This is a genomic window from Burkholderia sp. PAMC 28687 (assembly GCF_001577465.1).
GTDB lineage: Bacteria > Pseudomonadota > Gammaproteobacteria > Burkholderiales > Burkholderiaceae > Caballeronia.
In genome coordinates this window covers 997,844-1,010,658 of the sequence record NZ_CP014506.1, presented here as the reverse complement: position 1 = coordinate 1,010,658, position 12,815 = coordinate 997,844, and the positions used below count along the sequence as shown (strand labels likewise).

Sequence of the window (12,815 nt, the reverse complement as noted above, 5' to 3'; positions counted from 1 at the left end):
TCAGGGACTGATGCGCGCGCCGGCGGGACGGCTTTCGGGAGGATAGGATGCGCCGGTTGCTTCGGCGACTTGCCACGCGACCAGTCCGGGCAGGAACATGATGAGGTCGCGGATGCGCCGTGAGCCCGCAAGCGCGAGACTTGTTGCCGGATCGAACCCCAATGCGCCACCGATCAGCACGAACCCGCCTTCCTGCACCCCGAGCGCGCCGGGTACGAAAAACGCAGCGCTGCTCACAGCCTGAATGAGCAGTTCCAGCACGACCGCTTTCCCGAAACCCGCCGTGACACCGAGAAAATGCAGCGCAAGCCATAACTCGAGTGCAGTCAGCAGGCACTGAACCGGCTGCCAGAAAAAGACATAACGGAGTATGACGCCGCGGCGGCGCCAAATCAGTTTCATCGATTGATCGATACGGCCAGAGTGCCCAACGAGTTCGGCAAGCTGACCGCCGCACATGCGGTTGACGAACCGTGCCATGCGTTCAAACGGACGCGCGTGCTGAACCAGTGCGAAGAGAATGAGAAATGGCGCGAGCACGGCCGCGCCAAGCGCGAGTTCGGCGGACAGTCGCAGCATGCTCGAACTCGACTGCGCCGCCAGATACCCGATGCTGCCAAGCGTGAACGCGAGTTGGCTGATGACGGTCAACTGCATATCGACAATGATGCTCGCCGCTGCTGTCGCTGGGCGCAGCCCACGGCGCGCCATCAATCGGAACGACACGACTTCGCCGCCAATCCGCGCGACGGGCAGCATGCTGTTGACCGACTCGCGAATCCATACCAGGTGCAGCATGCGGCACAGCGTGGGCCGGTTTGCCCCGCGAATCAGCGTTTGCCAGTCGCGCGAGTTTGCGATCATGGACAGCACATGCGCCATCGCCGCGATAGACAATCCCCACCCGGCCGTGCGCATGAGCGCGACCACCGCGCCGGGGTTCTCGTGCGCGACCAGCCATACCGCGGTGATCAATCCGGCGAGCGCCGCCGCACCTCCCAAATAACGCTTCACCACATTCATTCCTCGGTGACCGGAACCAGCAAGCCATCCCGTCCCACCGTGAAATTGAAACCGCGCCAAACCACACGCGATGAGACAAAACTCAGCAGGTAGACCGCGAACAGCACAATATCCCAGATCGGCAACAGCGCGATGCTCGCAGCCGGTCGTCCTAGCGCCTTGTTCATCTGAAGCTTGAGCGCAAGCCGCGCGATGATTGCCGTACCGACGGTGGTCCACGCCCACATTGCGCCGCCCGACACCACCACACTCAGCAAGGCAAAGGCCAGCGGATGCGTCAGCACCGAACCCAGGTGTCCGGCAGGATCGATAGTGCGGATCGTTCGGCTCCATCGCAACTCGTGCGCGACAAACTCGGCCGCGTTTTTTTCCGCGCACGCATGGGTCACCGCAAATGCAGGCACGACGACTTTCTCCCCGGCAAGACGTACCGCCTCGCCAATGGCATGGTCTTCGGCAAGATGACGGACGAACTGCGAAAAGCCGCCAATTTTCTCGAGTGTAGCGCGGCGCATGGCGAGCGTCTGTCCGAAACACGGCCGCGCCATACCGGACGCCAGGCCAAGTACAACGCCCGGCAGAAACTGATAATTGCTGGCATCGGCGGAAAGACTGCCCCAGAAACCGGCGTCGGGTTTCCCCCAGTACAAGCACGTTACAAGACCCACCCCAGGTTGATGCAGCTCCCCGAGCACGCGTCGCAGATAGTTCTGCTCCACAGCCACGTCGCTGTCCGCGAAGACAAGGATATCGTGACGGGCCTCGGGCAGCATGTTGAGGACGTTGCTCATCTTGCGGTTCGGCCCGTACAAGCGGGCGTCGGACACTACGGTGATGTCCGCATCCGGAAAAAGCCCGCGTACGTGGCGGACCACGTCGAGCGCAACGTCGCGCGAATCATGCACGCCAAACAGAAACTGGATAGGCCCCGGGTAGTCTTGCTCACAGAACGAAACGAGGTTTTGCATCAGCGCGAGTTCCGCGCCATGCAGCGGCTTTACGATGGTCACTGCGGGAAACGTCGTGGCCTCGACCACCGGCCGCGAGAAAAAGCGCCGCACGAGTAAGGTAGCGACTACGGTGTAGCTAACGCCGAAGACCACGCATGACGCGGTGATCCACATAGCGGGGCCCTGCACCCATTGCGCAAAATCGCCCGGAAGCAGATAGGCGAGCAATGCCGTCGAACAAAGGATCGCAACAACGCAGGCAATCCAGAGGGAATGCTTCATCGCCCAATGCCGCGCCGGGTTACACGAACCCTCATGCCTTGTGGGCTCTGAGGAAGCTGAAGAATTCAACGCCTTCGCGCAAGCGCCGACACATCATTTCCCAGCTCACCAGCATTTCCCGCACGATTTCCCAAATTTTCGATGGACGGAAATAGAAGCGCTTATAAAAGGTCTCAAGCCCGTGATAAATCTCATCGCGCGACAGATGCGGATAGCCAATCGCCGCCAGCTGCACACCCTTTGAACTGACGAGGTTGATGACCTTGTTTTCCTGCATCCAGCCGTTTTCTATGGCTTGTCTATAAAGCGTCGTGCCCGGGTATGGCGCGGCAAGCGACACCTGGATGGTATGCGGATTGATTTGCTTTGCGTATTCGATGGTCTTTTCGATTGTGTCGCGCGTCTCGCCTGGCAGGCCGAGGATGAACGTGCCGTGGATCTTGATGCCGAGCTTGCGACAGTCCTCACTGAACCGCCTCGCGATATCCGTGCGCAATCCTTTCTTGATGTTGAGAAGAATCTGGTCATCGCCTGATTCATAACCCACCAGTAAGAGGCGAAGACCATTTTCCTTCATGATCTTCAGCGTGGAAAAAGGGACGTTCGCTTTTGCGTTGCACGACCATGTCACGCCGAGCTTGCCGAGCCCCCGCGCGATCTCTTCAACGCGCGGCTTGAAGTCGGTGAAAGTGTCGTCGTCGAACATGATCTCCTTTACTTCAGGCATGTTGTCGCGAATCCACCTCACTTCATCCAGCACGTTATCAACCGACCGTGTGCGGTACCGGTGGCCGCCAACGGTCTGCGGCCACAAGCAGAACGTGCATTTTGACCGGCAGCCGCGACCGGTATAGATTGATACATACGGATGTTTCAAATATCCGATGAAATAATTTTTGATCTTCAGATCGCGTTTATAGATCGGCGCGACGAATGGCAGTTCGTCCATGTTTTCCAGGATTGGACGCGCTTCGTTGTGTTCAAGCGAACCATCCGCTGCGCGATAGCTCAGGCCCTGGATATTGGCCAAGGGAATACCCTGCGCAACATCGCGGCAAGTGAAATCGAATTCTTCCCGGCACACAAAGTCGATAGCATCGCTCGCCGCCAGCGAGTTGTGCGGATCGACTGCGACCTTCGCACCCACCATGCCGATCAAGACAGTCGGGTTCTTCCTTTTCAGGTCTTCGGAAAAGAGCGCGTCGGTGGGGAACGAGGGCGTGCTGGTATGGATGACAACGAGTTCATAGCCGGCAGCAATTTCAAGCGTGTCTGCGACCGACAAACCGTCGGCGGGCGCATCGAGTACGCGGCTGTCCGGTACCAGCGCCGCGGGCTGCGCAAGCCACGTGGGATACCAGAATGATCGCACTTCCCGCTTGGCCTGATAGCGCGATCCGGCTCCGCCATCGAAACCATCGTACGAAGGCGCTTGCAGAAAAAGTGTTTTCATGAACACTCCGGACTTGCCGATGATATGCGTGTTTGCAGCAGTCAAAATGACGTCGTCCCCAACTGCTTAGCAGGACGTATTTCATTTGATACCGAAACTGGATTTCTAGCCGGTGGTCAAGCACGGCGCCACCGGCTAGGGACGCGCGAATTGTGGAATGCAGAATACTCGAACAATTGCCCCCGTAACTTAGGGGCAGATTACGACCCTGATCAAACCGAAAGCTGGGAGTCGTACGGTTGCGAATCAGGAGAAGGCTTGGTCGAACATTTGAAATGTAGATTGGACAGTGCGCATCAACTCCCAGCCAGCTTCTTAGTTTGATGACGGTAATGTGGTCAGGGTAGGCGGCCGTGTCCTAACACCTGGATGTCCGTCCGACGGCTCCGGCTCGAATAGTCAGGGGAAGTCGCGGGCTTGGGCATCGGTCGTGCCCCGCTTCCAATATGAATTCGCAACGGCTGAACAATTACAGCCTTGATGCGCGCGTTGTCGGCCAGCGCGACGAGCACTATCTCGATGCCGCCGATCGGCTCGGCGAGGTCGGTAGCACACTGTCGCGCCAGCTTGGCCTCAACGCCAACTGATGAATTGGTTCAAGTGACCGCTAAGACCCCGAACAAGAATTAACCGCCGACCTGACCTGCATCAACTGCGCACAGACCGAGACCGCAATGGACCCAGGCGCTTTATCGACGATTCCTTCAACGCCGATCGGGCAAATCATCTCCGTCAATCGCTCGGCGTCCACACCACGATCAATCAACCTCCGCTCGAACTTCACGCGTTTCGTGTTCGACCCGATCATGCCGAAGTAAGCGAAATCGGTGCGACGCATGATCCGATACGCCAAAGAAAAATCCAGCGAATGGTCATGCGTCATCACCAGGAAATAGGCGCCGGGCGGCGCCGAATCCACAATGGCATCCGGCGTATCGGTCGCCTCGATTTGCACGTTGGCGGGCACTTGATCAGGGAACAGTTCGTCGCGGGCATCGACCCATTGCACCACGCAAGGCAGCATTCCGAGCAAGGTAACAAGCGCATGACCGACGTGCCCCGCGCCAAACAGGACGATATGGGTCGGTGGTACGGACGGCCACGCGCGGCGACCGCTGATAACCTCGGGTCTCGGAATGATTTCCATAGCGAGCCTGCAATCAACCCGCTGCAGCAACTGCCGCGCGAACGGCACCCACCGCTTTCAAGATTTCCTCGCTGGTCGCGGGCGCGTTCATCGGCGGATTCACTGAGTAATTGCCGACGCTCGCCACCGCGTCGCGGATCGCGAAGAACACCGAAAACGGCAGCAGCAAAGGCGGTTCGCCGACAGCCTTCGACCGGTGGATGCTGTCCTCCGCATTGCGGTTCTTGAACAACCGGACATCGAATACAGGCGGGCAATCATTGACGGTCGGGATCTTGTATGTCGACGGCGCATGGGTCATCAGTTTGCCGCCTGCGTTCCACCACAATTCCTCGGTCGTCAGCCAGCCCATTCCCTGAATAAATCCACCCTCCACCTGCCCCACATCCAGTGCCGGATTCAGCGACGCGCCTACGTCATGCAACGCATCGGCGCGCAGCACACGCATTTCGCCGGTTAGCGTATCGATTACCACTTCGGAGACCGCAGCACCGTAGGAGTAGTAAGAGAACGGCCGGCCTTGCATTTTCGTCTGGTCCCAGTAGAGCTTCGGCGTCTTGTAGAAGCCGTCGGACCAGAGCTGCACCCGCGCGCGGTACGCCTGCATGATTACCTCGTCGAAAGGGATCGCCGCGTCGCCAACTACAATCCGGTCGTCGACGAAACGCACATCGCGCGCGTCGACTTGTCCTTTGCCATAGTGCTCCGCGGCCAGCGCGGCCAGCCGTTCGCGCAATTGCCGGGCGGCGTCTTGCGCAGCTTTTCCGTTCAGATCGCTTCCTGTCGATGCCGCAGTCGCCGACGTGTTCGCAACTTTGCTCGTATCAGTCGCCGTAACGCGTACACGATTGAAACGTATGCCAAGCTCGTGCGCGACTACCTGCGCAACCTTCGTGTTAAGCCCTTGACCCATTTCCGTACCGCCGTGGTTCACGAGTACCGAGCCGTCGGTATAGATGTGCACCAGTGCGCCAGCCTGGTTGAAATGAGTTACGTTGAACGCGATGCCGAACTTCACCGGCGTCAGCGCGAGGCCCTTTTTAAGCACGTCATTGTTCGCGTTGAATTCCCGAACGGCTTCCCGACGTGCGCGGTAATTGCTCGTGGCTTCCAGCTCGTCAAGCAATTCGTGGATCACATTGTCTTCGACCGCCTGACCGTATGGCGTTACGTTGTGCTCGGTCTTTCCGTAAAGATTGCGGCGGCGTACGTCGAGCGCATCCAGCCCCAAGGAGCGCGCGACGTTATCGACGATATATTCGATCGCGAACGCGCCCTGCGGTCCGCCGAAGCCGCGAAACGCAGTGTTCGACTGCGTGTTCGTCTTGCCGCAGAAGCCGTCAATGGACACGTGCGGAAGCCAGTACGCATTGTCGAAGTGACACAGCGCGCGCGTCATTACCGGGCCCGAAAGGTCGGCTGAAAAACCGCAACGCGACGTCATGTCAACAGACACGCCGTCGATCAAACCGGTGTCGTCATAACCGACTTCATACGTGTAATGAAAATCGTGGCGCTTGCCGGTGACCATCATGTCGTCATCCCGGTCGGGCCTCAATTTCACGGGGCACTGGAGCTTCCATGCGGCGAGCGCCGCGCAGCATGCGAAGAGACCCGATTGCGACTCCTTGCCGCCGAAGCCGCCGCCCATCCGCCGGCATTCGACCAGCACGTTATGCGACGCGACGTCGAGCATGTGGGCGACCATATGTTGCATTTCCGACGGATGCTGTGTCGAGCACCACACATGCATGCCATCGTCGTCCTTCGGCACGGCGTACGAAATCTGACCTTCCAGGTAAAACTGCTCCTGGCCGCCGAGCAACATTTCGCCTGTTTCGCGATGCGCGGCCCACTCGATCTTCGCGGCGGCGTCACCACGCGCGAGTTTCATCGGGGGCAGCACCTTGGAGTCGGCCGCACGTGCCTGTTGCGGCGTGAGGATCGCCGGCAATTCCTCGTAGACGACCTCCGCCCGGCGTGCAGCGCGCCGGGCAATGTCGTGCGACATCGCGACGACAATGAACATGGGCTGGCCGACGAATTGCACGACTCCATCGGTAAGGATCGGATCGTCACCATGAATGATCGGGCCGACGTCATTCGCGCCGGGGATGTCGTCGGCAGTGAAGACGGCGACAACGCCGGGCGTCGCCCGCACGGCATCGAACGACATCGATACGATCTTCGCATGCGCCTTTGCCGACAACCCGAGCGCTGCGTGCAGCGTGCCGGCGACCACCGGAATGTCATCAGTGTAGGTTGCGCGCCCGCTGACATGCAGATGCGCGGATTCGTGCGGCCGGGAAACGTGGACCTGTGTAAAGTTTCCTTCGAGAAGGTCCTGTGCTTCCTTCATGTCCCTCAGAAACGGTTCTGCTTGCTGGTTCATTCTATTGTTCTCCGTGTCCTTGACGTTCAGGAAGCAATGACCGCGCGCACGTCGATCGCGGCTTTTGGCAACGGATTGTCCGGTCGCGTCTCGAGCCAGAAACGATGCAACGTGTTCTTCGCGGCTTCGAGCCGGTAGTCGCTCGACGCGCGCATGTCGGACAACGGCGCGTAGTCGTTCGCGAGCGCGGCCATCGCTGCCTGTGCAGTGGCCTCGTGCCACTCAGCATCGCGCATCACCGCTTCGACGTGCGTCGCGCGCTTTGGGGTCGCAGCCATTCCGCCGAACGCGATGCGTGGATCGCGAATCATGTTGCCGTCGGCGACAAACGAAAGCGCCGCGCAAACGGCTGAGATATCCGAGTCGAATCGCTTCGACAACTTGTAAGTGCGAAACTGCAGATTCGCGCGCGACCCAGTGCGCGTCGGCACTTTCAGTCCGAGAACGAACTCGTGTTCCGCCATGTCTTTCTTCTGATACGCGAGGTACAGGTCTTCAAGCGGCATGACGCGCTCGACGTCGTTTCCGCGAACTACCACATGCGCGCCCAGCGCGATCAGGCCGGGCATCGAGTCGCCAATGGGTGAACCGTTCGCGATGTTGCCGCCGAGCGTACCTGCGTTGCGAATCGGCAGCGAAGCGAAGCGCTTCCACATTTCCGTCAGCTCGGGATAGTGCTTCGCGAGCTCTTCATACGCGCGTTCTACCGAGACTCCTGCGCCGATTTCAATCCAGTTGTCCGACGTTTCGATCTTCTGCAGTGCGCCTATCCGTCCGACGTAGACAATGTCGCCGAGATCGCGCATCAGTTTCGTGACCCACAGGCCGATGTCGGTGCTGCCAGCGAGGATTCGCGTCGACGGTTGCGCAGCCTTGATGCGGGCGAGTTCGTCGACGGTGCTTGGCGCGTCAAAGCGTTGGCCCGCATGTTGGTAGCTAAATGTGTCTTCGCGTTCAAGCGTTGCGAGGGTACGAGCGATTGCAGCGATATCCACTGGCGCTTTTGGCGCAGGCAATTCAAACATCCGCACCGCCGCGTCGACGATGGGACGGTAGCCGGTGCATCGGCACAAATTGCCCGTCAACGCGTTGGAGATGTCGGCGCGCGACGGTACAGATTTCTTTGGGCATGAATGTTCGTGGCCGTGCTTTTCGTATAACGACCACATCGACATCACGAAACCAGGCGTGCAGAAGCCACACTGCGAGCCGTGGCATTCGACCATCGTTTCTTGCACCGGATGCAGCGATCCGTCCGGCTGACGCAGATCTTCTACGGTGAACAACGCTTTACCGTCGAGTGTCGGCAGAAACTGGATGCACGCATTGACAGCTTTGAACTTGAGGCCGCCCGCGGCGTCGGGCTCGCCCAATACCACCGTGCACGCACCGCAATCGCCTTCGGCGCAGCCTTCTTTCGTGCCCGTGCAACGCGCGTCTTCGCGTAGATACTGGAGGACGGTCTGGGTGACGGGCGCGTCGCTGACTTCGCGGATCGCGTCGCGGTGGTAGAAGCGGATGGGCTGGCTCATGTCTCTGTGCTCGCGTTGGTTTGCGCTGCGGCTTTTTTTGGGGGTCGTTGTAGCGTTATCGCTGCATCGCTGCTACGGCTTCTACCAGTCGGTCTGAACCGCGCCGCAGTGACGCTCCGAAAAGTACCACCATCAAAAGGCAGAACCCATAGCCACGGGGAAATGCGCGTTATATTGCCAGGGCGATAACGGCCGCATTCGGTCGCGCCGGGAATCTCCTTATGTCGGCGCCAACGGTGCATGAAAAACGCTGCAACATGACTTCGGGTTCGGACATCAACGCTTCAGATATTTTCGCGTCAGCCATTCGCGTGCAGGCATGAGGCGATCCGTTGGCGGAAGTCATGCGTGTCCCCCCATATCGATTTGGGTCGTCACAGCCTTTCGGACTGCGCAACCAGACCATATCGGGAACCGGTCGCGCAACCCATCCTTGGGAGAGCAACAATTCTATGTGCGAAATGACATGTGTTGACTGCGCGTGGCTTTGGAAAGAATGCACCTGCAATCGCACGAGGATGCCGCTCTGCTGATTGGCCTGCATCCCGGCATTTCGATTTAGCCGCAACGCAACATGGCAGGTATTTTTTAAACTTGGGCGGCATAACATCGCGGCGTCATTCGCGTAAAGCAGTTGTCGAAAATACGTCTTTTGAATCCGACACCTGACCTTCTACCAGCGACCGTACTACCGCCTTTCGATCGCCCTACATAATTTTGATTAGCTTTACGACATGGATGAAGCAGGCATACAGTTAGCCACGCTGCGGTGCCCGCCGGCATCGGCCGCGCTTGCTCAAGGAGCCGTCCATCATGCTTTTTCGAATCATGGCTGCACTTCCGTTTATCGGCATCCTGGTAGGCGTTCCATTCGCGAACCACGTTGAGCCACTGATTCTCGGCATGCCATTCGTTCTCGCATGGATCGTCATCTGGATCGTATTGAGCGCGGTCATCATGGGGATCATTTATCGCCTTGATCCGGCAAACCGAGGGCCGATTGATCACGTAGGCGAGGTGCGGTCATGAGCAGCGCATTATTCATCATTGCCGCAGCGACCCTGTTTGCGCTTTATCTCGGAGTCCGCGCGCGTCGCGGACATGACATGGATCTTGAGCAATGGACGGTTGGAGGCCGCAGCTTTGGCACCGCGTTTGTTTTTCTGCTCATGGCAGGCGAGATCTATACGACCTTCACTTTTCTCGGCGGGAGCGGCTTCGCGTACGGCAAGGGCGCACCCGTCTACTACATTCTCGCCTACGGGACGCTCGCCTATATTCTTTCTTACTGGATGCTCCCACCGATCTGGCGTTACGCGAAACAGCATCGACTTGTCTCGCAGCCTCACTACTTCGCCCGCAAATACGACAGCCCGGCCCTCGGCGTACTTGTCGCGGTCGTGGGCGTCGTTGCTCTCATTCCGTATCTCGTGCTGCAACTCAAGGGGTTGGGCATCATTGTGGCCACCGCGTCTTATGGGGCGATCTCTTCGACCACTGCGGTCTGGATCGGCGCTCTGGTAGTCACGGCGTATGTGATTCTTTCCGGCGTGCGGGGTTCGGCATGGAATTCCGTGGTGAAGGACATCCTGATCCTCACCGTAGTACTGGTGCTCGGGATATACCTTCCGTACCACCTCTATGGCGGCATAGGCGCGATGTTTCACGCCATCGACATTGCGAAACCGGGCTTTCTCACGTTTCCCGCCAAAGGATCGAGCGTTTCGTGGTTTCAATCCACTGTGCTGCTTACGGCGCTCGGTTTTTTCATGTGGCCACACACCTTCGGTTCCGTTTTTACCGCTCGGGAGGAGAGGACCTTCCGGCGCAATGCCATCATTCTGCCGATCTATCAGCTCATCCTTCTGTTCGTATTCTTCGTCGGATTTGCAGCGACACTCAAGGTTCCGGGTCTGACGGGCGGTGACATTGACCTGTCTCTTTTCCGGCTGTCGATCCAGACATTTGATCCTTGGGTTGTCGGCGTGATCGGAGCCGCCGGTGTACTGACGGCGCTCGTTCCCGGCTCCATGATTCTCACGTCCGCCTCAACGCTTCTTGCAAACGATATTTACCGCGGCGCAATAAATCGCCAGGCGTCCGATACGCAGGTTGGCAAGCTCGCGAGATGGTTGGTCCCCGTCGTTGCCCTGGTCGCAATCTGGTTCACACTTCAAGGCGGATCGACGATCGTGTCACTTCTTTTGATGGGCTACAGCTTCGTCACTCAACTGTTTCCCGCGCTGATCGCGAGTCTCATGCATCAGACACGAGCGACAAAATATGGCGCGATGAGCGGAATCGTGGCGGGGGTGGCGGTGGTCGTCGTTACCACTACGATGCATCTAAGCATCGGAACGATGTTCCCTTCTCTTCCCGATTCGATCAAGGATGCGAATATTGGGTTGCTTGCACTCGCCGTGAATATCGTGGTGTTCGGTTTGGTAAGTGGTCTGACGCAGTCGCGAGCGCTTGCTCAAGAGCACGCGTAACGCTCGGGGCTGCTTGACGACCAGACATGGCGCTGACGCGGTTGATCGGAACAGATATTCGCCTTCCCAAGCCACGTCATCGCATCTGACAGGCAGAGCGCAGGATTCCCGAAAAACGCTATGCGCTGATTGTGCGACGCCATAGCGATCCCTGCACCTCTTGCGGTCACCACATCCCGTCTCCTCGATCGCCGGATGTCGGATACGCAACCTGCATCTATTCAACGTCCGGCACGACGCCGACATAACGTGCCCGCGGACGGATCAGACGATGCGCTTCCACTTGCTCCAGCGCGTGTGCGAGCCACCCGACGCACCGGCCAAGCGCGAACAGGATAAACGGCGCCTCGGCTGGCAAGTCGAATGTCTCGGCAATGACGGCGAGCGCGAAGTCGATATTAGGCGCTTCACCAACAGAACGCGCCACATAGCCCAGGAGTTCCGTATAAGCCCTACGCGTTGGCAGCAACTCCAGCAACGCGGCGGCCCGGACGTCGCCGTCCGGATAAAGCGGGTGTCCGAACCCCGGTAACGTCCGTCCCTGCGCCAGCCATTCGCGTACGGCTTGCTCAACGCCAAGACGCTCTGTCGATGCGATCAGCGCATTGAGCGACAGCGACGCTCTCCCGTGGAGTGGACCGGTCAGTGACGCAAGCCCCGCAAGCATCCCTGCCGCCAGGGAAGCGCCCGTCGAAATAGTCACGCGCGCGGCAAACGTGGATGCATTCAGTTCATGGTCTGCAAGCAGGACAAGCGCACGGCGAATCATGTCCTCCGCGTCCCTGCGTGCCCATAAGGTCGAGATATGTTCGCTCAGCGGGCGGTCGCCGCTTGACTCTTCGTTTCCAAGCATCGCCTGGGCTAAGGTCACGAGCACGCTTGCCGCCTCTTCGCGGAGAACTGGCAGCGCACGGCCTATTGACGGCAGGTCGTTTGCGCTTCGCTCCGACAACGCAATGAGTCCCGCACGCAAGGCGCCACCGAAACCGCCACGGCCATGAATGACACGATCGCCCCTGGTCGCGGGTCGCAAACGGGGCGCCTCCGGGCAGTCCCACAGCAAAGCGGCGACGTCTTCCAGCGAGGCCGTTCCTGAAAGCGCAACAGCGTCCAGACCGCGATACCAGAGCCGTCCATCGATCACCGTGGATATGGCCGACGGCAGCACAGGGTCACCCCACTCAATGGCTTGGGCGGCGACCGTCTCGACTTTCCTTCGACCGTTGCTACGCTTCGCCATTCGCAGTACGTCCTCGCGATGGTAGAGGCTGCGGCGGCTATCAGCCTTGTCCGGTTGCGCGCGGATTTTCCCCCTGCTTACGTTTGCGTAAAGCGTCTGCGGACGGACGCCCAACATGCCAAGTGCTTCTGCTGCCGTAATCCAGCCCATCGTAATCACCGTGTTGACATTGACGATTCAAATCAAGATTGACGTCAACTTTATCAAGTTTATGCTGGGCGTCGAAACAGCTGCGCAGTCTTTCGATATCGGAATTCGCGGCAGCTTGACGACAACCGTTGCGGCGGCAATCGGTTTTTTTTAG

The 12,815-nt window shown here is 58.9% G+C and carries 11 protein-coding genes; 4 read left to right on the top strand and 7 right to left on the bottom strand.

What is annotated here, in order from left to right; genetic code table 11:
* From AX768_RS19930 to hpnJ, 3 genes are read right to left on the bottom strand one after another with little or no spacing between them, the layout of a single operon-like run.
* Positions 1-1,014, bottom strand: coding sequence for a lysylphosphatidylglycerol synthase domain-containing protein (locus tag AX768_RS19930; RefSeq protein WP_082779030.1), 1,014 nt, complete (start codon positions 1,012-1,014; stop codon positions 1-3).
* 5 nt (positions 1,015-1,019) lie between these two features.
* The gene (gene hpnI / locus AX768_RS19925) at positions 1,020-2,255 is read right to left on the bottom strand and encodes a bacteriohopanetetrol glucosamine biosynthesis glycosyltransferase HpnI (protein ID WP_082778949.1); all 1,236 of its coding nucleotides are present in this window, start codon (positions 2,253-2,255) and stop codon (positions 1,020-1,022) included.
* 31 nt (positions 2,256-2,286) lie between these two features.
* A complete protein-coding gene (hpnJ, locus tag AX768_RS19920; protein ID WP_062001786.1) occupies positions 2,287-3,708 on the bottom strand; it encodes a hopanoid biosynthesis associated radical SAM protein HpnJ in 1,422 nt (473 codons plus the stop codon).
* 446 nt (positions 3,709-4,154) lie between these two features.
* Here hpnJ and AX768_RS32865 point away from each other — a divergent pair, with 446 nt between their 5' ends.
* The gene (locus tag AX768_RS32865; RefSeq protein ID WP_155524288.1) at positions 4,155-4,295 is read left to right on the top strand and encodes a hypothetical protein; all 141 of its coding nucleotides are present in this window, start codon (positions 4,155-4,157) and stop codon (positions 4,293-4,295) included.
* 20 nt (positions 4,296-4,315) lie between these two features.
* Here AX768_RS32865 and xdhC read toward each other — a convergent pair whose 3' ends face one another.
* Genes xdhC through xdhA form a run of 3 tightly spaced genes read right to left on the bottom strand, consistent with a single transcriptional unit; the run spans position 4,316 to position 8,779 of the window.
* The gene (xdhC, locus tag AX768_RS19915; RefSeq protein WP_062001785.1) at positions 4,316-4,855 is read right to left on the bottom strand and encodes a xanthine dehydrogenase accessory protein XdhC; all 540 of its coding nucleotides are present in this window, start codon (positions 4,853-4,855) and stop codon (positions 4,316-4,318) included.
* Positions 4,856-4,868: 13 nt separating this feature from the next.
* Complete coding sequence (xdhB, locus tag AX768_RS19910; protein WP_062001784.1) at positions 4,869-7,247, bottom strand: xanthine dehydrogenase molybdopterin binding subunit; 2,379 nt, start codon at positions 7,245-7,247, stop codon at positions 4,869-4,871.
* Positions 7,248-7,273: 26 nt separating this feature from the next.
* Positions 7,274-8,779 (bottom strand): xanthine dehydrogenase small subunit, encoded by a 1,506-nt coding sequence (gene xdhA, locus AX768_RS19905; protein WP_062001783.1) that lies wholly within the window; start codon positions 8,777-8,779, stop codon positions 7,274-7,276.
* A gap of 813 nt (positions 8,780-9,592) precedes the next feature.
* On the opposite strand from xdhA, the gene AX768_RS19900 reads away from it, so the two are divergent.
* Positions 9,593-9,808 (top strand): DUF3311 domain-containing protein, encoded by a 216-nt coding sequence (locus tag AX768_RS19900; protein WP_062001782.1) that lies wholly within the window; start codon positions 9,593-9,595, stop codon positions 9,806-9,808.
* Positions 9,805-11,271, top strand: coding sequence for a sodium:solute symporter family protein (locus AX768_RS19895; RefSeq protein WP_062001781.1), 1,467 nt, complete (start codon positions 9,805-9,807; stop codon positions 11,269-11,271). Before AX768_RS19900 ends, AX768_RS19895 begins: the two co-directional genes overlap by 4 nt.
* Positions 11,272-11,488: 217 nt before the next feature.
* Here AX768_RS19895 and AX768_RS19890 read toward each other — a convergent pair whose 3' ends face one another.
* Positions 11,489-12,628 carry a citrate synthase gene (locus AX768_RS19890; protein WP_231941417.1) on the bottom strand — a complete coding sequence of 380 codons (1,140 nt, stop codon included), beginning with the start codon at positions 12,626-12,628 and terminating at the stop codon, positions 11,489-11,491.
* On the opposite strand from AX768_RS19890, the gene AX768_RS33295 reads away from it, so the two are divergent.
* Complete coding sequence (locus tag AX768_RS33295) at positions 12,627-12,815, top strand: hypothetical protein (RefSeq protein ID WP_162916230.1); 189 nt, start codon at positions 12,627-12,629, stop codon at positions 12,813-12,815. The two genes, AX768_RS19890 and AX768_RS33295, sit on opposite strands and share 2 nt — an antisense overlap.

Bases quoted from the DNA above. Each gene is read 5' to 3' on its own strand.
- xdhB (WP_062001784.1), bottom strand. From the start codon at position 7,247: ATGAACCAGCAAGCAGAACCGTTTCTGAGGGACATGAAGGAAGCACAG.
- AX768_RS32865 (WP_155524288.1), top strand. From the start codon at position 4,155: ATGAATTCGCAACGGCTGAACAATTACAGCCTTGATGCGCGCGTTGTC.
- AX768_RS19900 (WP_062001782.1), top strand. From the start codon at position 9,593: ATGCTTTTTCGAATCATGGCTGCACTTCCGTTTATCGGCATCCTGGTA.
- AX768_RS33295 (WP_162916230.1), top strand. From the start codon at position 12,627: ATGCCAAGTGCTTCTGCTGCCGTAATCCAGCCCATCGTAATCACCGTG.
- xdhC (WP_062001785.1), bottom strand. From the start codon at position 4,855: ATGGAAATCATTCCGAGACCCGAGGTTATCAGCGGTCGCCGCGCGTGG.
- hpnI (WP_082778949.1), bottom strand. From the start codon at position 2,255: ATGAAGCATTCCCTCTGGATTGCCTGCGTTGTTGCGATCCTTTGTTCG.
- hpnJ (WP_062001786.1), bottom strand. From the start codon at position 3,708: ATGAAAACACTTTTTCTGCAAGCGCCTTCGTACGATGGTTTCGATGGC.
- AX768_RS19890 (WP_231941417.1), bottom strand. From the start codon at position 12,628: ATGTTGGGCGTCCGTCCGCAGACGCTTTACGCAAACGTAAGCAGGGGG.
- xdhA (WP_062001783.1), bottom strand. From the start codon at position 8,779: ATGAGCCAGCCCATCCGCTTCTACCACCGCGACGCGATCCGCGAAGTC.
- AX768_RS19895 (WP_062001781.1), top strand. From the start codon at position 9,805: ATGAGCAGCGCATTATTCATCATTGCCGCAGCGACCCTGTTTGCGCTT.